We start from the raw sequence: 17,717 nt of genomic DNA on the forward strand, positions 1-17,717 counted from the left end.
GGTCACGGCTGGGCTTTTCGCCGCCGCAGCCTACGTAAGTCTCTGCGCAGTGGTGCAGGCAGCAGCGCACGTGGCCGGCTCTTGGCAGTGCGGCACCATGCCGCCGTCGCCCTTCAACCCTGCCGCCGCCGTCGGACTCATCGCCAACAGAGTGGAATGGATCATTGTTCGCCGGGCTGATTGTGTGCTTGGCACAGACAGCGTCTGGTGGGTTCTCACCCCGGCTCTACTGCTGGTTGGTGCGCTCGCCGTCGGTGCGGTGGTCCTTTGGCGGCGATGGAAGCAATCGGGTGGTTGGCTGCGCCAAGACATCTTGAACCGCGACGGCGTTGCCCGCCGTGCGGAGATTCTTCACGATTTTGGCGCGAGGGCCGTGCGGAAAAGAGGAAAGTTCACGCGTCCAGGACTCGCGAATCCTTCAGTGCAGGACGTGTCATGGATGCTGGGCCGCTCCCGCGGTGTCACCGTCCACGTCTCCACGGAAGAGTCGTTGGTGATTCAAGGTGCTCCGCGATCAGGCAAGGGGCTTTATGTCGTCATCAACGCCATCCTTGACGCGCCGGGTGCTGTGGTCACGACGTCAACGCGCGCGGACAACCTCGTGGTGACGATGAAGGCACGGACATCCGGAGGCCGACCCGTCACCGTTTTTGATCCGCAGGGCATGTCAGGACTTCCATCGTCCCTTCGCTGGTCGCCCGTACGTGGGTGCGAGGACCCTGACATTGCTACCCGGCGGGCGCTAGTTATCACGGCGGACACCGAGATGAAGGGCGAGAACGCTGCCTGGCAAAAGCGCTCGCTGATAGTTCTTCAGTGCCTGCTCCATGCTGCGGCGCTGTCTGGCGAGGGAGTGACGGCTTTCCGACGCTGGTCTTCCAGTCCTGTACTGGCGCGGGAAGCACTGGAGGTGCTGAGTCGGCCGGGTGCTGCACTGGGCTGGCAGGCCGACCTGATGGGCATCCTGGAAGATGATCCGCGGAACACGTCCAACTCATGGATTGGGGTTTCGGCGGCGGTGGCACCACTGTCATCGCCCAAAGTGCTCGCCGCACTGAATCCGCAGGACGAGTCGGAAGAGTTCGATCCCAAGGCCTTCATACGGGATCGGGGGACTCTCTATCTCATTGGTACACGAGCCGGTGCAGCTGCTGCAGGACCGTACCTATCCGCACTGATCGATGACATCGACAATGCAGCACGGGAAATGGCCTTCGTATCCCCAGGGGGCCGGCTGGATCCGCCGCTTTCCCTGATCCTCGACGAGATCGCCAACCTTGCCCCGTGGCCTGGGCTCCCGGTTGCACTGTCCGACGGCGGCGGCATTGGGATCTCAACGCTGGTGGTTCTGCAGTCCCTATCCCAGGCCCGTTCGGGCTGGTCCATTGACGAGGCATCGACCATTTGGGATTCGGCCATCATCAAGGTGATCTTTGGGGGTGGATCCGACGAACGGGACCTGCGCTCACTCGCTGCCTTGCTGGGGGAGCGGAGCCTCACACTCACCACCCGGTCCTGGTCCTCGCAGGGGCGGCAGGACGGTGAGCAGATACGCGAAAGTCCAGTAATCGCCCTGGACGAGATTCGACGCCTGCCTGTGGGCACGGCACTCATGCTCGGCAGGCGGACCCGGCCCATCCTGTTGGACCTGCTTGAGTGGCACAAACGAAAGGATGCGGGGGAGCTCCGCCGCCTGAAAGGCGAAATGGAACGTGTATTGGCCGACGGGCACAGGGACCGCCAGCAGAAGAGCGAAGGGGCGCCGGATGCGCAGCCATAACGACACTGACGAGTTCGACGTGCCGTCCTCGGGTTCCTTCGGGGACGACGAGATCACCGCGCAACTGTTCAGATCGGCTTTTGCTCCACCTGGCGGCTCCAAGACCGTAACCCGACGCTGGCGGGAGATGACGCCAGAGCAGTCGCAGGACGCCTGGCGATCTCTGTTCTCTTGGGTGAGATGGCTTGTCGCCACGTACCAACTGACGACGTCGGTCGTTCCAGACTGCTGGTGGCGTCACCCCGAGACGGTGGCCGAGCTATATGCGCTGCAGCGCGCGGAGCTTGCCTCCTACACACCAGATGACCCGGGCTTCGGCCCGCTCGCCTTTCACGAAAGGCTCCCGCACGCCGTCGAACGCCTGAGGACGCATACCAGGACTGCAGGATGCGTCGGGCTGCAGCTGCACAAGGAACCCGCACCGAGGATTCTGGCCAACAACGACCCTGCCTTTCTCGAGTGGTGTAAGGCCGCCCATCAGCTGGTTCCTGACTTCTGAGTCATGTCGCTCGTGCGGCACCCAACCATGAACCGATGTCTGCGCAGCAATGCTGCGGTCCAAGAAGCATGAAGGGTGGCTGTCGTGGCCGCTAGATCTGAAGCACCTTCCACTATCCCCTCTGGCCAGACTCCCGATCAGGACGGACTGGGCGCTCGCCGTATGGCGCCGGAGGAACGCATTACGGCCTTGATGGATGGCCTGCATTCAATTCTGGAGCAGGCCGTTGACTCGCCATCGCATTGGCAGGTTTTGCTCGACGCGTCCGCCACCCTGTGGCGCTACTCCGGCGGCAATGTTGCCTTGCTAATGATGCAGATGGCACAGCGAGGGACCGATGAGCCGACGCTGGTCGCGGGGTACAAGGAATGGGAGCGGCACGGCCGCACTGTCCTGCGGGGTGAGCATGCGTTATGGGTTATCGCACCCAGGACCGCCCGGGTTCAACAGATGCTTCTGCCCGACGGTACGCGTCAGCGCGTCCCCCTGGGCGATAAGCTGCCCAGCGGCGCAGTCGACGAGGGGAAGAAGACCCTCATCACCGGTTGGCGCGGTCAGGCAGTATTCGACGTTTCCCAGACCCAGGGCGCACCGCTGCTGGTTCCGAGACCAGCTAATCATTCGTCTGTGGAGGCGCCTCAGCTGTGGGAAGCATTGGCTGGAGTCGCCCGCGCGCGTGGTTTCTCAATCCACGTCACTGACGCGCAGTACGGACTAACGAGCGGCTTCACCGACTTCGCTCAGCGCCAGGTTCAGGTGGGCGGGTGGCTAAACGCTGAGGAACGAATTGCCGTGCTGGCCCATGAGCTTGGGCATGTTCTGCTGCATGGTCCGAACGACAATGTGGGCAAGCTGTATGGGAGCAGCGTGGACCACCGCGGATTGGCTGAAGTCGAAGCTGAGTCAGTTGCGTACACCGTCCTGAAAGCGCACGGAATTGACCGGGGTCCCCAGTCAGCAAGCTACCTATCCGGCTGGGCTGACGCAGTGATTGAGGCGGAGCATTCAGCCGCGGGTAACGACTCCTCCCGCAGCCAACCTCCTTCCCGCGTGGAGATAGCGAAGTCAGTCCTGGGGCGGGTCACGGCAGCCGCAAAGCAAATCCTTGAAGTAACTGATCCTCCGGGTACCGGTGGAAAAGTTCCGGTGGCTGAAGCCGGTCCTAAGCTCCAGAGCCAGGAAACCTATGCGGGCTTGCAGCAGCCGGACGGGCCCTCGCGAGGGTTGGAGATCTCGGGCCCCTAGCCGACCAAAAGCGTTGGACGGGACCGCCCCGTCCGCGAAGGAAAGGACAGAAGATATGAGCACAAAGATTCCGGTCAACATCGTCGGCAATCTCGTTGCCGACCCCGAGCTCACCTACGGGGAGTCGGGTGTGGCGCACGCCAAACTCCGGGTCGCTGTGAACCAGCGGATTCAAGGAGCAGACGGATCCTGGCAGGACGGAGAGCCTGTTTTCCACAACGTCTCGGCTTTCCGCGCGCTCGCAGAGAATGCTTCGAACTCCTTGAAGAAGGGTGACCCCGTTACGGTGTCCGGCGAACTTGAGTTCCGTGCCTTCGAAAAGGACGGGGAGAAACGTGAAGCCCGGCGCATTGTGGCTGAAACCATCGGTCCTGACCTCCGCTTTGGCACGGCCGCGTACCACCGTTCTCCACGTGCCGCGGCTGGTCCAGAAGCTGCAATGGGAGCTGGTCTGCAGGCAGCCCCAGAAGCAGCCCAACCCGCCTACAGCATCGCTACGAAGGGTCCCGTGGCGGTGCCCCCTTTAGGCGGGCAGGAGCGAGCTGACATAAGCATGTAGCTGATTGCTGCTGGCAGTGTGATGGCCTGATCCTCATTGGACCAGGTCATCACCTTGTCAACGCTCCACGTGACGCTCAGACGCTTTCGGCCGCCGCTCTAAGACAGTCGGCGAAATTGTCCAGGCTTCAGCTGCACCAGGATCGGCAGCGCGAGCTGGACCGGTGCGGCGCCGACCGGTTTGTCGAGAAGATCGTTGATCGACGTCTGTCCTCTCAGCTCCCCTGAGGGATCTCTTTCCATGCCCACGACCCTAGGCACGACCGCGAGCCTTGCGTTTCTTCGACACGCATGGCGCTACTCGATAATTACCTGAGCGTCGCCGGAATGGCTGCCAACTACAGCGCACTACTGCCCTTCCACTCATCAGGCTTTACACGCCTGATGCTCGAGGAATGCGCCCAACCCATGCGGTATTTGCCGGAAGTATCCAGCCACTCGATGAGGCCGTACTTGTGGGTCCACCCGACGGCTTTGCCGTAAATTCCGCTGACGTACACGAGCGGACGCCCATACTTCGGGAAATCTCGGATGGGTGCGGGGTCATCTATTGGCCGGCTTGCTTCGGCGTCCATGCGCATCATCATTCGCTCAACATCTTCAGGGGAGCCGGACTTGATCATGAAGCTATTTTAGAACATACGTTCGAATGTTTGTATCGACCGGAGCGTCGTGACAGTAAATGCGACTAGGGGTTCCGGCCTTCGGCGGGTGCCCAAGCCAAGCAGTCGGCGGCTCGAATGAAATATGTCTCTGGCCAGGGTGTGCTGGGCATTACTTGAGTGGGGTCGGGGGCGATGAGCAGGACGGATCCTGGCCATAGTGGTTCGGGTAGTGCTTCTATCCAGGCACGTTGAACGTGGTTAAAGCGGTTCCACAGGATGGTGACCCACGCGCCGGTGGGTTGCACCGCGTCGACGCTGAGGAGGGTAACCTCTGTCGTGGTCCCGCCGGCCAGCTTAGCGCTGTCGAAGGATCGCCATCTGTTTGCTGCGTTTGCCAGCCAGGTCCGCCGTTGGGCAGATCTTTTCCCCCACAGCAGCGCCAGCACTAGAAGAGTTGCCAGCAACAAGCTGCCAACGATGACCTTCATGACGAAAGGAAGTTCCGTGGCGGCCAAGGCTATGAATGAGAGGGCAAAGACTATGAAGACAACCGAGCTGGCTATCACTAGTCCGGTTGTCGCTACCTTGGGTCTTACCGCCGGATTGACGACCATTCGCATTACCTCCTTACCAGATTAGAGCTGCCAGCCGGCACTTGTAAGGACGACTTGCTGAGAAAGGGCTGAATCCACAGGTGAGTCATCTAGCTGAGCGGTGCCACGGCGATGAGCATTTCTAATTGCTGCGTTGATTCGTTCACGCTGGCCCCCTTGTTCCCATTCGTAATCCGCAGGAGACGGGCCCAGGGGGAGGGGAGAGTCCGGCAGCGCCCACCTGTCGCGAAAGACGGCAACGTCATGGACCAGCTGCCAGGTTTCGCCGCTGGTGCTATCTCCGACGGCCTCGAGCAAAGCACATTTCCACTCAGGATCGGTTGTCAGCGCTGCCATGCTCACGGCCTCCGTTCTTTGGGAGATCCGTTCCCTGACTTGCTGAATCATCGACGCTAAGTCAGGGCGCGGAATGGTGAGGTTTTCAACCAGAGGTTCCTCAACCGCCGTCGTCCTTCCTTTCATGAATCGGCGTAAGCGCACGCTGAGGACAGCGCAGCGATCGTTGGCACTGCTAGTTTCCTGGCAGAACCGGCTCAGTATGCGCTCGGTACCCTGCCGGCTGGTGGCTGTTGCCTTCCGCCACGCCGCGACAGCTGCGCCCCACGATGGAGATTGTTCGAATTCCTGGGAGGCTCCAGGGGCAAGATCGTCTAACTGCTGCCTGAGGTCCAGTTCCGCCGCGATCTGCGCGAGATAGTCATACTCCGCGTAGAGCCGCTCAAGGCTGTCAGCCTTCCTCCGCTCCGCGTCGCGCACCTCGTGGGCGGTACGCTCAGCGCCCTCAGCCGCCAGCACCTCGCCAAGAATGCCCTGCCATGAGAGCTGCATGGATGGATCGACAGCAGGATGGTCGGCGTCGTCACCTTCGCTGACGTAGGCATAGTTACCGGAACGGCCACGAGTCATGCTTACATACAGCAACTCGCGCGTGAGCCGGCCCTGAGTGACCACGGTGTGGCCGGTGTCCACCGTGATGCCTTGGGAACGGTGTGCTGTGGTGGCATAGCCCAGCTCGACGGACGCCCCCAGATAGGCTCCGGGGAGTAGGACACTCGCGCCTGTGTCCCGCCGTCGTGCCAGCAGGGAGCCGTCACGCCGACTGATGCCTTCGACGTCGAACAGCGTTCCATTCCGCACGAAAGCACCGCTGCTGTCCACGAGCTTCCGGTCATTTCCCCGGGCGATGATGGCGTCACCGGAACCCGCACGTAAGCCATCGCTGAGCAACACCGTCTGATCGGGATCAACCTCACCCCGCGCCACTCGATCCGCCTGCGCCCGTTCATTGAGCATGCTGACCGTTTCGTTGTCGGCGGCGATGAGGATGGACGACTTTCCTGCCCGGGTATCGGCCTGCCACGCGAGGTACGCCTTGTCAGCCATATCCAGGTAGCTACCGTGCTGGATCCTTCCATGGTGTGCGTAGTCGGATATAGCTGCGTAGTCACCCTTCCGAAGCTTCAGCGATGCTGTGCGCTCCCACTCCTCATGGAATCTCCAGATCGTGCTCAGCCGTGTTGCCTTCCATTGCCGGTCCAGCCAGCCAAGAACGCCGCCGGCGTCGATGGCGTCCAGCTGCCCGGGGTCGCCGACCAGGAGGATCTTCGCGCCGGCTTCCTGGGCTTGCTGTACGAGAGCTGCGAGTTGGAATGTCGAGACCATTGACGCTTCATCAACGATGATGAGTTGATTCGCATGGAAGCACCAGCGTTGCTGGGTGGCAGCGAGCTGCGCAGCCTCCTGCGCTAATGCGATGCTCCAGTCCTCGCCGACGTGCGCATTGGCCAGTTGCGTCTGGACGCTGAAGAAGCGTCCGGCCCTTGAGTTTGCGCCTTGACCCGCCGATTCATGCAGCCACTTGGTGACATTCTCGGTTGCCATGGCGAGTTCCCGGCCCAGCACTTCGGCGCTGGCAGCTGCCGGGGCGAGGCCAACAACGCTGCCGGCGCCGTACTCCGCTTCCCATACTGCCTTCACTGCACTGAGCGTGGTCGTCTTTCCCGTGCCCGCTGGTCCCACGATGGCGTCGAGCCTGTGGCCGCTCAGGACTACGTCGGCAACGGCGGCACGCTGGTCAAAGTGAAGCACTCGGCTCTCTGGCTGTTGGACTTGGTCAAGGAGATCCATGATGACGTGTGCGCGGACTGCCGGGCCGCCGTCGTCGTTCCTTGCTGCCATGACCGCGTCCTCACAGGCGAGCGTGGACGTATCGGTGTAGAGGCGCGATCCGTGGAAGTCGAAGACGCTTCGTGGTCCATACAGGACATCTGCCTCGGCATGGGCGGGGACGGTGTACCGGTAGTCATTCAGCGGCACGGACTGCTGCTCGGCCGCGGTGGCGACGGCGTGCATGAGCGTGCTCCTGTCCGCCGCCGTCCGGCAACGCACCTGCGCGCAGACGCGTTCCGCTTCAGCAACAAGATTCCAGCGGTTCCAAGTGGAGCGTTTGTGGGCCACCCGCTCACGGGTCAGGGTTGCGACGGCGCATATCCAGTCAGAGGTGAAGTCAGTGAAGCTAAATGGGGCAATTCTGGAGCGGTTGATCGTTGCCGCGATAACGTCGTTCGGTGGGAATCCTTTTGCGGCGGCGCGTGCCTTCCATTCTCTGGATAGCTCGTGTAGGGGCGTGGGGAGCTCGGACTTGGGGACACGTGTCGCCAGGGTCGCTTGCTGCCGCAGCTTGATGACCGTTGCTGTGCTTGGCGTATGGCCGTGTTCCGTTGTCCACTTCGCGACGAGGCGGTCTGTTTCCACATTGATCAGACGCGACCGGTTCGAGAACTCGCGGATGAGGTCCTCATCGACCCCGGTGAGCTGTTGGCTGGGATTGCCCGTATTGACGACAGGGAAGCGGATGTCCGTGACGCTGCCAAGGTGGCAGTGGAGGGCGTCGAACAAGAGACCGTTGTAGTGTTCGCTAGCAGCAACGGCAGCCTTGTAGAGCGTCCGGGAGTCAAGGGTCACCCAGGCGCCATCGGTGATGCGCTGGATGCGGTTGGCGATGACAAGATGTGTATGAAGTTGCGGGTCGCCGGTGCGTGATTCCCAATGGTCGAAGGCGGCGGCGATGGCGCCCATCGTCCCGACGTGGGCGACGCCGTTTCGGCCGGCACGTGTATGGATGACCTGCTCTTCCAACCAGGCAAGGGTTGCTTCCACTGCCTGGTGATGGGTGCGCAGGATTTGCTCTTGCATGCTGTGAGGGCTGAGTGCCCAGAGGACTGACATTGACTTCGGCACGCTGAAGGTGAGGTCGAAACCTACGACGGCGTGCCTTACAGTGGGCGGGCCGGTTTTGTTTTCGACGGCGGTGGGTGGGCTGTGCGGGCGGCCCAGCGGTGTGCTGGTGTCCGGATGTACGGCTAAGTCGAACAGTGCTCTCGCGTCTGTTTCGGTGACGACGTCGCCGGCACTTCTGTTGATGCCTGGTAGTCCGCTGCCGATCCATCGGCCTTCGGGCGTCCCGGCTTTCATGTAGTAAGTGGTGGCGTCTGGGGGAGCGGCGGTGAGGTCATCCATCATCGTGGTCTTGAACAGGTAGCGCAGCCCTGATTGTGCCGAGAGGCGCGCGATGGACATCGTCATGGCCGCGCCGCTCTTGCCTGGCGCTTGGATGGATGCCATCCGCGGCGGTTGAGGATGTCCAGCGTTGCGGGGTCCAGGGCAACGCCTTTTGCGTTCGCAAGCGAGACCAGCCATGCTGCGAGATGCGCGAGGTCCTGCACGTTGGTCCGTTGCGCACGCTTCAGCCTGGCTACTTCGAGCTGGAGGACATTGTTGTTTTGGCGCTGCTCGGAGTTTTCGGCCTCAAGCCGATCAATCTCACAGGACTGGGAGCGGAGCTTGGACTGGAGAATCTCGCCACGGCGCTGGCAGATTTTTGTCCTAGTTGCCAGCTGGCGCTGCAAAGCCTTCAGCTCGTCCTTGGGAACTACGGCTCCGGTGGCAGCCTCTACCGCCACTGCGGGACGGCGCGCTGTTCGACGTATACGATCACGTTTCCTGTTGCCGCAACGGATTGAACAGAAGCGCTGACTTTTGCGGGAAGGCTCGAAGCCGTCCGCACACTCTTCGCAAATCTTGACGGTCACGATGGTTCATCAGTCCGTGGCCCAGTTTCGACATGACCAGACGTGAGTTGTCCTCACGCTGATGACCTTGGATGCCAGAGGTGTGAGGAGTTGATCCGTTATGAGAAGGTGGGGGGCCAGGGACAACTGTGGCATCGGTATCGAGGCTGGGCGTGTGGAGGATGAGGCGGACCGCTGAATAGTGCCACAGCTTGTGGCACTATTGCCGCAGATTCGAAGACAGGCAAAGGCTCGGACAGGTAGAGACCCATGTAGTTCGGATTCTCAATTGTCCAGATGGCATCTGGACAATTGCGCAACACGTTGTTGCACAATTGCCAGGCACCCGCCGACACAAGCTCAACAACAGGGGCGGCAGTCAGGTTTGAATCTAAGACTTTCACTGGGCAGGTGCAGAAACCGCCTTTTGGACCCTGTCCTGACGGTCTTTTCAGCGTTTCCTGACGTCAGGTTGAGGTGTCCCTCTCCCTTGTACAGTCTGATCGCATTCTGGCAGGCACGCGGGAAACGAGTTGATGGCCGCGGAGGCGACAAAGCTGGGCCCCAGTACGGCTGGAAGGAACAGCTCCATGCCTCAGCACAGTGTGTTCTTGTACCGGGGCGCTGACGCCTCTGCAGGCTGGATGCGCCTTCGGCTCAGATTGCCGCAATTTGTCGCGTCGATGGGTAAAATCTCTTCCCCTTGGCGTTTCTGCTGCCTACCGTTCGTGTCGCCAGGGTGTCACTTAGGGACTAACGTCGGCAAGAGCGTGGTGGTAGGACAGTGTCTGGGGCTCCCCGACAGATTTCGAAACCGATGGGTTGAGGCACGTTATCGGCCGCATTGGTATGCCAGGGGGCAGCCCGGCAGCGGATCAATGCGCGACCGGCCGCTTGGCCATTCCTGTCTACCGACCACATAGGCGGGTGTTTAATAGATGCTCCGCTTGCGGAGCAAGAGGAGCACGGCGCCCGGCAACAGCATTGCGAACGGTACTGTGAGGTGTCAACGCTGGTGTTGGCCAGAACGCTGCCATTGCCGGTTGTGATGCTGCGGTAAGAGTCGGTAGCAATCACGCCGCCGACGGTGGTGGATCTCTCGGGGCAGCTGCCGTGGCGAGCACGTAGGACGCAGGTAGTAGACGGCGCTGCCAGTCAGGGTCTCAGCGGTGTGGAAGAATCGGTCCCACCAGTCCCGGGGCCTGGAAGTCCCCACGAGTTCGCTGCCTTCCTTCTGTTGAGAGTCGGAGACTGCCATGGCTCAGTCTTACCGTGCCTGCTGGCTGTCGGCAGGCAGACAACTTTCGTCCGCTTCCCGTTTTGTTTTTGAGCAGCAACAAGTAGCCTCACTGGCCGGCCAAGATACAGCTTGGCACCGGGTTGTTCACGTGGCGGCTGTTTGCTGCGTCATTTACCCGCTGAGGACCAAGTCATCTTCATAGACCAGTGGTGTTGCGGCACCGGCGGTTCCGACGCCGCTTGATACTCGTTCCCAGCAGCGTCTTCAGCCGGCACCGTTGGCCGACATCCACAACGGACTCAGCTCTCGAGAAGTATGCGAGGCTGCTTCGAGCAACCCGGTATGAACATGGTGCAGCATAGGGTTCCCTGTGAGGGTGATGCGGCCCCTCGGAAAGACTCCCTGCCGCGTCTGGCGGACGTTCATTCCACTGACTGCCGCTGGCTGCGGAGCCAAACCCGCTCCCCACTCCCTGTGAAGTCCGAATACCCGCCGTCTTAGCCGGCTGGTATGCAGGGTTGGACTGCGCGAAGGAGGCGACTGGTTACGTCGTCAATTGTGCCGAGCCCGTTTACCCTGGCCACGATTCCCCGTCTCGAGTACTTGGCGACAACCGCCTCCGTCTGCTCGTGATAAAGCTTGAGACGACGCCGGATGACGGCCTCGTTGTCATCGCTGCGCCCAGTCGCCTTGGCGCGGCCCAGCAGGCGTGCTGCGAGTTCCTCGTCGTCAGCGGTTAATTGCAGCACGACGTTCAGTTTGTGGTTGCCCTCGGCCAGGACATCGTCCAAGTAGTCAACCTGCGACACAGTGCGCGGATAGCCATCGAGCAGGAACCCGTCCTCTACGTCCCTCGCACGAAGGCGTCCACGGACCATCAGGTTGGTCACACTGTCCGGCACGAAGTCACCGGCATCCATGTACTTCTCAGCTTCGACGCCCAAGGGCGTCTTATCCTTGACGTTCGCACGGAAGATGTCCCCCGTGGAGATCGCGACAACCCCGAGGCACTCCGAAATGCGTTCAGCTTGCGTGCCCTTTCCCGAACCGGGAGGTCCTATAATCAACATTCTGGCCACTGCGTGATCCTTTCTCTTGCTTAGTTGCAGTTCCGCATTTTCTATTGCAGTTCGAGTCCGCGAGTCACGGTGGCGCCGCATCTGCCCGCCAAAATTGGGGATCGATGTCCGTGGCCGTCGAGGACGCGCTGTCCACTATGCCGTGGGTGTTCGTGGCCGAATGCCTCGGACGGAGAAGGGGCGGTGCATCCCAGGGGAAGCGCGCATAGACTTCGCTACCGTTGGCCCTTCCACCATTTGGCGCCGGTTAACGCCATTGGCCGAAATCCAAAGTATTGAGTTGTCGGGCATCGCGTCCTCAACTGTTCCTGTTCGCAGTCTCGCCGTCACTGCGTACTTCGTCGTGCTGCCCCAACACCCACTGCCAATTCGGTTGTTCATCCGTTGTGAGCGGTGACGATGAGGCGCCGATGCAAAGCACGGACGAGGGCGCGGGAGTCAGGTCAGTCGGAGAAAGCCGCCTGATAAAGGCTGGCTGTGCTGGCCCCCAATTGCAGGCTCAGCATGCGCAGAATCGACGACTTGCCGACATCGTCTGGCCTGTTTTGTAGTCATATCCGACATAGATGATGAGAATGATCATGTCATTTTCCTGGATCAGGTGCCCAGCAGGTCCGTTGATGCCGATTACACCGGTGCCACGGTCGCCGGCGATAGTCGAGGTCTCCAGACGGACATCGTTGGTTACGTCGACGATCGCGACGAACTCGCCCGGCAGGTTGTCGGCTGCCTCCAGCGGGTCCAGATCCACCGTTACCGAACCAACATAGTGCAGGTCTGCATGCGTGACTATGGCCCGTGAATTTTTGATTTGAACATCATGCGAGTCGTCAGATGCATCGAGATTACCCTGAACAGACAGAACGCAGGCCGCGTCGTGTTGCTTGGCGAACAGACGGTGAGGTGCCGTAATCGTTGCGATATTTTGATGATCCGGGTGATCATCGGACACCTCACCGCTGGAATCGAGAGGCAATAAGATTGCCAGCTACATGGATCGCTGCTCTACCCCGTTGTAGGCGCTTAGAGGGCGGATAAGGGAGTTGGATGCGGACTGTTCCATGATGTGTGCCGTCCAGCCGGTGATGCGGCTGGCCACGAAGATGGGCGTGAATGTCGGCGTATCGAAGCCCATGAGGTGGTACGTGGGTCCAGCGGGGTAGTCGAGGTTGGGTTTGATGGCTTTGGCTTCGTCCATGGCCTGTTCCAGGCCGTTGTAAAGTCCGAGGAGTTCAGGCCGACCGTAGTGGGCGATCATCTTGTCCAGTGCGGCTTTCATGGTGGGCACACGGGAGTCGCCGTGTTTGTAGACGCGGTGGCCGAACCCCATGACTTTCTTCTTCTGGGCCAGGGCGTCTTCCATCCAGGCCTTGGCCCTTGCCGCGGCGTCCTCGAGGGACTCGTCGTTGCGGATGCCGATCTCGTCGAAGGTATGCATGACGGCTTCGTTGGCACCGCCGTGTAGAGGGCCCTTGAGAGCGCCGATGGCAGCGGTCACAGCAGAGTGCAGGTCCGAGAGGGTGGAGGTGACAACCCGGGCGGTGAATGTCGAGGCGTTGAAGGAGTGTTCTGCATACAGGATCATCGAGACGTTGAAGGCGTCCACCACCTCCGGGACCTGCTCTTCGCCGAAGGTCATCCAGAGGAAGTTGGCGGAGTAGCCAAGATCGTCGCGTGGTTCGACGATGTGCTGTCCGTGGCGGCGGCGCTGGTCGTAGGCCACGACGGCGGGCATCGCCGAGAAAAGGTCGATGGCCTTGTTCATATTGGCCTCGGGCGACGAATTTTCTGCCAGTTCATGCCGTGCTCCCAGCACCGAGGCTGCCGTACGGCAGATATCCATGGGGTGGGCATTCTTGGGCAAGGCGTCGATAATGGCCTTGAGTGCAGGGTCGAGTGCACGACCGGCCCGTTCCCGGGCTGTGAATTCCGCGAGCTGGTCCGGGGTGGGAAGTTCACCGTTCCAGAGCAGGTAGGCCACCTCTTCGAAGCTGCATTTAGCGGCGAGCTCCTGGACCGGGTACCCGCGGTAGAGCAGTGAGTTGGTGTCGGGGTTGACCTTGGAGACGGCGGTGTAGTCCACGACAACACCGGCGAGGCCCTTTTTGATCTCTGTGTCAGTCACGCTGAACTCCTTCGTTGCAGTTCTTGGTATTAGCGGGTGTGGGGGATCTGGAAGTTGAAGATGCCGGAGTCGAATTTGTTGTAGGCCTCGTAGTCCACGAGGTCATAGAGGCGTGCCCTGGTGAGCATTTCAGGAACACGTACTTCTTGGGTTCCCAGACTCTTGAGCGTGTCCAAAACCCGTTCAGCTGCCCCCATGGCGCTTCGGAGCAGGGTGACGGGGTAGATGACCATGTTGACGCCCACGGCCTGCAGCTCTCTCGTCGAGAAGAGGTCGCTTTTGCCGAACTCGGTCATGTTGGCCAGGATGGGCACGTCCACAGCGTCGCGGATGGCCTGGAATTCGGCGAGGTCGCGCATGGCTTCAGGGAAGATTGCGTCAGCGCCTGCGTCCACCAGTGCTTTGGCGCGGTCTTTGGCAGCTTGCAGTCCGTCGGTGGCGCGGATGTCGGTGCGGGCCATGATGAGGAAGTTCGGGTCGCGGCGGGCGTCCGCGGCGGCGCGGATGCGTTTGGTGGCGGTATCGAGGTCCACGACGTTTTTGCCGTCGAGGTGGCCGCAGCGTTTGGGGTTGAACTGGTCCTCGATGTGCAGGCCGGCCAGGCCGGCGTTTTCGATTTCCTGGACGGTGCGGGCCACGTTCATCGGTTCGCCGAAGCCGGTGTCGGCGTCCACGATGGCGGGCAGGTCGGTCATCCGCGCGATCTGCCCGGCCCGGGTGGCGACTTCAGTGAGCGTGGTCAGCCCGATGTCCGGCAGGCCAAGATCGTTGGCGAGGACCGCGCCGGAGATATAGACACCGGCGAAGCCCTTCTCCTCGATCAGCCGGGCCGAGAGCGGGTTGAACGCGCCCGGGAACTGCGCGATGGTGCCGGCGGCGAGGAGCTCGCGGAACCGGATCCTTTTCTGCTCGGGTGTGACTTTGGAATACAGCATTAGAAGAGTCCCTTGGGTGCGGCGTTGGGGTCGATGATGCCGGGGGCGGCGGTGATGTTCAGCTGGTCCAGTTCCCCGGAGCCGAGTTCGGGGAGGCGTTCGACGGCGGCGAGGAACCGTTCGATTTCGGCTTCCTCCACGAGGCCGGCGGCGAGGGTGCGGAACTTGTGAATGTACTGTTCCCGGCCGAAGGGGCGGGCACCGAGCGGGTGCGCGTCGGCGACGGCGATCTCGTCCTTGATGACGGTGCCGTCGGTGAGGGTGATCTCCACGGACCCGCCGAAGGCCTTCTCGTTGATGTCCAGGGAGTGGTAGCGGCGGGTCCATTCCGGGTCTTCCTCGGTGGACACTTTCTGCCACAGCTCCACCGTGTCCGGTCGGGCTGCACGGGTGGGGGAGTAGGAGTCCACGTGGTGCCAGGCCCCGTCCTGCAGGGCCACCGTGAAGATGTAGGGGATCGAGTGGTCCAGCGTCTCACGGGAGGCGGTGGGGGAGTACTTCTGCGGATCGTTCGCGCCTGAGCCGATGACGTAGTGCGTGTGGTGGCTGGTTTTGATCAGCACGGATTTCACGTTGGCCGGGTCGGCGGCTTCGGGGTGCTCCTTATGCAGCTTGCGGGCGAGGTCGATCCAGGCCTGGGCCTGGTATTCGGCGGAGTGTTCCTTGGTGTAGGTGTCCAGGATGGCGCGCTTGGCTTCCCCGGGAGTGGGGAGCGGGACCTGGTAGGAGGCGTCCGGGCCGTCGAGGAGCCAGGCGATGACACCATCTTCGCCTTCATAGATCGGCACCGGGGATGTCTGGCCGCGCATCGCCCGGTCCGCCGCCTCGACCGCCATCTTCCCGGCAAACGCGGGAGCGTGGGCCTTCCATGTGGAGATCTCACCCTTGCGCGACTGCCGCGTCGCCGTCGTGGTGTGCAGCGCCTGGCCCACGGACTGGAAGATCGTCTCGACGTCGAGCCCCAACAAGGTGCCGATGCCCGCCGCGGCGGACGGGCCCAAGTGGGCCACGTGGTCGATCTTGTGCTTGTGCAGGCAGATCGCCTTGACCAGGTTCACCTGAATCTCATACCCCGTGGCGATACCGCGGATAAGGTCAGCCCCGCTGGAACCCACATGCTGTGCCACGGCCAGAATCGGCGGGATGTTGTCACCAGGGTGGGAATACTCCGCCGCCAGGAAAGTATCGTGGTAATCCAATTCGCGGACAGCTACCCCGTTGGCCCAGGCCGCCCACTCCGGCGAAACGTTGTCGCCGATGCCAAAGACCTTCGACCCCTTGCCATTGGTGGAGGGGCCGTGAGTGAGGGCCTGAGCCCGCGCGGCCACGATCGGGGCACGGTTCAGCGAAGCGATCGCCACCGACGCGTTATCGATGATCCGGTTGATCACCATCTCCGTGACGTCGTCAGTGACCTCTACGGGGTCGGCGGCGACCAAAGCGATCTTGTGCGCCAGCTGTTCCTTGCGGGGAAGGCTTTCTTCGCTCTTATAGACACGGACGTGGTTGTTCTTGACCATGGTGCTCCTTATTGAGGCGTGTGGGTGGCCTTGAGATGGGTAAGACTGCGGTGCAGATGAAGCGTGGTGGCTGCTTCGGCAAGTCGGGCATTGCCGGCGGCAATGGCTTCGGCAATGGCTGCGTGTTCCGCGGCTGCGGCTGTAAGCCGGGTGGCGTCATCGGCGGCCAGCCGCCGGACCCGAACAAGGTGCACCCGAAGGCCGCGCATGGTTTGGGCCAAGTAAGAGTTAGAGATGGCCGCCTCAATGGCCTCATCCAGCCGGCCAACCAGCCCGTAGTAATCATGACGGGCAGGATCGCCATCATTGATGAGCCCAGGCGCGGCCAGCAGCTCTTCCTGCAGCTCCCGGAAAACTGTTGAGTCTCCCCGTTCCGCCGCCAAGGCAGCCGCCTTGCCTTCAAGTGTCTCGCGTAGCTCGAACAGTTCGTCAACGTCCTCCAGCGAGACGTCACTGACGACGACTCCGCGACCCCGGGCAGTCCGGGTCAAACCTTCGGCGCCCAACCTTCCCAGAGCCTCCCGAAGAGGAGTTCGGGACACTCCGAGCCGTTCCGATTGTTCGACTTCGGCCAGAACCGTTCCCGGAAGGAGACTCCAATCCAGGATCTCTTCTCGGAGAGTTTGGTAAGCCCGTTCGCTTGCACGCATGGAGATAATGTATACAAGGAACCCGCCAGATGCAAGAATAGGTCCAGGAAAGGCACTTCATGTATACATTCGAGCGATGGAAAGATACGTGGGCGGTTGGCAGCCAACTACCGAAGGACGCACCACCCATGTCGTCGCCGAAAAAACCTCATACGTGTTGAGTATGGCGGGCATGTAAGTCATCAAGGTTGGGGGCAAGAAGCGCGTAAAGCCAGGTCATAACGTGCGACGAATTTTATGAGTGTTCCCAACAGGCTGAGCAGAGCGCTGTCGTCCAAAGCTGTCGTTAGAACGAAGTACTCGATTGGCATCCCTATGACTAAAGGACCTGTGGCCGATCCCAGTCCGAAACCTGTCTGCTGGACATCTGTTGCCAACGCTGGGTAGTCGGTGTTTTGCCGGACAACCACGAGCTGGGCGAGGCCAGTCCCACTTCAGCCGATTGCGACTGCAAAGAACGCACCGACGAACATCCGTCACCGCCGAACGCGAGGGCAGTGAAACCTGCACCTCCTAGTGATATGAGCACCAAGATCAATGTGGGTGCAGATTTATCGTGAAGGTGGCAGGGCAGACTCACAGAAGGATGCCGGCCAATTGGGTACCACAGAGCAAAGAATTGCGACGCTGCCAGCTGAGGAGAATTGCCCCGGCTGTGGGCGGGCTGACCGGACTTCTCTTCGAAGGCATATCAATCCCGGTTGTTCTGAGGACCAGGCGGGGGACCATGTGTCAGCTTTGGGTGTACTTCAGTGACGGGACGAATGACGTCCTTGAACGGATCCGGCACATACATG

General features: G+C 61.3%; 13 protein-coding genes and 2 pseudogenes. 4 read left to right on the plus strand and 11 right to left on the minus strand.

Features of this window, described 5'->3' with window-relative positions; genetic code table 11:
* Nucleotides 1–49 precede the first annotated feature (49 nt).
* From CXZ05_RS13640 to CXZ05_RS13655, 4 genes are all read left to right on the plus strand, one after another.
* Complete coding sequence (locus CXZ05_RS13640; RefSeq protein ID WP_139386236.1) at nucleotides 50–1,780, plus strand: type IV secretory system conjugative DNA transfer family protein; 1,731 nt, start codon at nucleotides 50–52, stop codon at nucleotides 1,778–1,780.
* Entirely contained in the window at nucleotides 1,767–2,279 is a 513-nt protein-coding gene (locus tag CXZ05_RS13645; RefSeq protein WP_079597039.1) for a hypothetical protein, read from the plus strand. The genes CXZ05_RS13640 and CXZ05_RS13645 overlap by 14 nt, the downstream gene beginning before the upstream one ends.
* A 162-nt stretch (nucleotides 2,280–2,441) precedes the next feature.
* Nucleotides 2,442–3,524, plus strand: a complete 1,083-nt coding sequence (locus tag CXZ05_RS13650) for an ArdC-like ssDNA-binding domain-containing protein (protein WP_079597038.1) — start codon at nucleotides 2,442–2,444, stop codon at nucleotides 3,522–3,524.
* A gap of 55 nt (nucleotides 3,525–3,579) precedes the next feature.
* Complete coding sequence (locus CXZ05_RS13655) at nucleotides 3,580–4,083, plus strand: single-stranded DNA-binding protein (protein ID WP_176156838.1); 504 nt, start codon at nucleotides 3,580–3,582, stop codon at nucleotides 4,081–4,083.
* A 98-nt stretch (nucleotides 4,084–4,181) separates the two neighbouring features.
* Here the strand turns inward: CXZ05_RS13655 and CXZ05_RS23120 are convergent, their stop codons facing one another.
* The 11 genes and pseudogenes from CXZ05_RS23120 to CXZ05_RS13705 all read right to left on the minus strand — a co-directional run bounded on the left by CXZ05_RS23120 (nucleotide 4,182) and on the right by CXZ05_RS13705 (nucleotide 16,920).
* Nucleotides 4,182–4,325 (minus strand): hypothetical protein, encoded by a 144-nt coding sequence (locus CXZ05_RS23120; protein ID WP_176156837.1) that lies wholly within the window; start codon nucleotides 4,323–4,325, stop codon nucleotides 4,182–4,184.
* Nucleotides 4,326–4,420: 95 nt separating this feature from the next.
* Nucleotides 4,421–4,705, minus strand: a complete 285-nt coding sequence (locus CXZ05_RS13660) for a hypothetical protein (protein WP_139386235.1) — start codon at nucleotides 4,703–4,705, stop codon at nucleotides 4,421–4,423.
* Between the two features lie 65 nt (nucleotides 4,706–4,770).
* Nucleotides 4,771–5,301: a hypothetical protein gene (locus tag CXZ05_RS13665; RefSeq protein WP_079597035.1), complete on the minus strand. Its 531-nt coding sequence runs from the start codon at nucleotides 5,299–5,301 to the stop codon at nucleotides 4,771–4,773.
* A gap of 21 nt (nucleotides 5,302–5,322) precedes the next feature.
* The gene (gene mobF / locus CXZ05_RS13670; RefSeq protein ID WP_180987383.1) at nucleotides 5,323–8,886 is read right to left on the minus strand and encodes a MobF family relaxase; all 3,564 of its coding nucleotides are present in this window, start codon (nucleotides 8,884–8,886) and stop codon (nucleotides 5,323–5,325) included.
* Nucleotides 8,883–9,392 carry a hypothetical protein gene (locus tag CXZ05_RS23435; protein ID WP_258006583.1) on the minus strand — a complete coding sequence of 170 codons (510 nt, stop codon included), beginning with the start codon at nucleotides 9,390–9,392 and terminating at the stop codon, nucleotides 8,883–8,885. Before CXZ05_RS23435 ends, mobF begins: the two co-directional genes overlap by 4 nt.
* Before the next feature lie 1,716 nt (nucleotides 9,393–11,108).
* Nucleotides 11,109–11,681 carry an adenylate kinase gene (locus tag CXZ05_RS13680; RefSeq protein WP_079597224.1) on the minus strand — a complete coding sequence of 191 codons (573 nt, stop codon included), beginning with the start codon at nucleotides 11,679–11,681 and terminating at the stop codon, nucleotides 11,109–11,111.
* A gap of 545 nt (nucleotides 11,682–12,226) precedes the next feature.
* Nucleotides 12,227–12,509: pseudogene (locus CXZ05_RS13685) on the minus strand (aspartate 1-decarboxylase); the annotation flags it as partial.
* A gap of 169 nt (nucleotides 12,510–12,678) precedes the next feature.
* Nucleotides 12,679–13,815: a bifunctional 2-methylcitrate synthase/citrate synthase gene (locus CXZ05_RS13690; RefSeq protein WP_079597033.1), complete on the minus strand. Its 1,137-nt coding sequence runs from the start codon at nucleotides 13,813–13,815 to the stop codon at nucleotides 12,679–12,681.
* A 29-nt stretch (nucleotides 13,816–13,844) separates the two neighbouring features.
* Nucleotides 13,845–14,750, minus strand: a complete 906-nt coding sequence (gene prpB / locus CXZ05_RS13695) for a methylisocitrate lyase (RefSeq protein ID WP_079597032.1) — start codon at nucleotides 14,748–14,750, stop codon at nucleotides 13,845–13,847.
* On the minus strand, nucleotides 14,750–16,270 hold the full coding sequence (locus CXZ05_RS13700; RefSeq protein ID WP_079597031.1) for an MmgE/PrpD family protein: 1,521 nt from the start codon (nucleotides 16,268–16,270) through the stop codon (nucleotides 14,750–14,752). The genes prpB and CXZ05_RS13700 overlap by 1 nt, the downstream gene beginning before the upstream one ends.
* Nucleotides 16,239–16,920, minus strand: a pseudogene (locus CXZ05_RS13705) (GntR family transcriptional regulator). The gene CXZ05_RS13700 and the pseudogene CXZ05_RS13705 overlap by 32 nt, the downstream one beginning before the upstream one ends.
* Nucleotides 16,921–17,717 lie beyond the last annotated feature (797 nt).

This window comes from Arthrobacter sp. AFG20 (assembly GCF_002892795.1).
Lineage (GTDB): Bacteria > Actinomycetota > Actinomycetes > Actinomycetales > Micrococcaceae > Arthrobacter.

Excerpts from the sequence above, each read along its gene's own strand:
- CXZ05_RS13645 (WP_079597039.1), top strand. The coding sequence starts at position 1,767 with ATGCGCAGCCATAACGACACTGACGAGTTCGACGTGCCGTCCTCGGGT.
- CXZ05_RS13680 (WP_079597224.1), bottom strand. The coding sequence starts at position 11,681 with ATGTTGATTATAGGACCTCCCGGTTCGGGAAAGGGCACGCAAGCTGAA.
- prpB (WP_079597032.1), bottom strand. The coding sequence starts at position 14,750 with ATGCTGTATTCCAAAGTCACACCCGAGCAGAAAAGGATCCGGTTCCGC.
- CXZ05_RS13650 (WP_079597038.1), top strand. The coding sequence starts at position 2,442 with ATGGCGCCGGAGGAACGCATTACGGCCTTGATGGATGGCCTGCATTCA.
- CXZ05_RS13700 (WP_079597031.1), bottom strand. The coding sequence starts at position 16,270 with ATGGTCAAGAACAACCACGTCCGTGTCTATAAGAGCGAAGAAAGCCTT.
- mobF (WP_180987383.1), bottom strand. The coding sequence starts at position 8,886 with ATGACGATGTCCATCGCGCGCCTCTCGGCACAATCAGGGCTGCGCTAC.
- CXZ05_RS13660 (WP_139386235.1), bottom strand. The coding sequence starts at position 4,705 with ATGATCAAGTCCGGCTCCCCTGAAGATGTTGAGCGAATGATGATGCGC.
- CXZ05_RS23120 (WP_176156837.1), bottom strand. The coding sequence starts at position 4,325 with ATGGAAAGAGATCCCTCAGGGGAGCTGAGAGGACAGACGTCGATCAAC.
- CXZ05_RS13665 (WP_079597035.1), bottom strand. The coding sequence starts at position 5,301 with ATGGTCGTCAATCCGGCGGTAAGACCCAAGGTAGCGACAACCGGACTA.
- CXZ05_RS13655 (WP_176156838.1), top strand. The coding sequence starts at position 3,580 with ATGAGCACAAAGATTCCGGTCAACATCGTCGGCAATCTCGTTGCCGAC.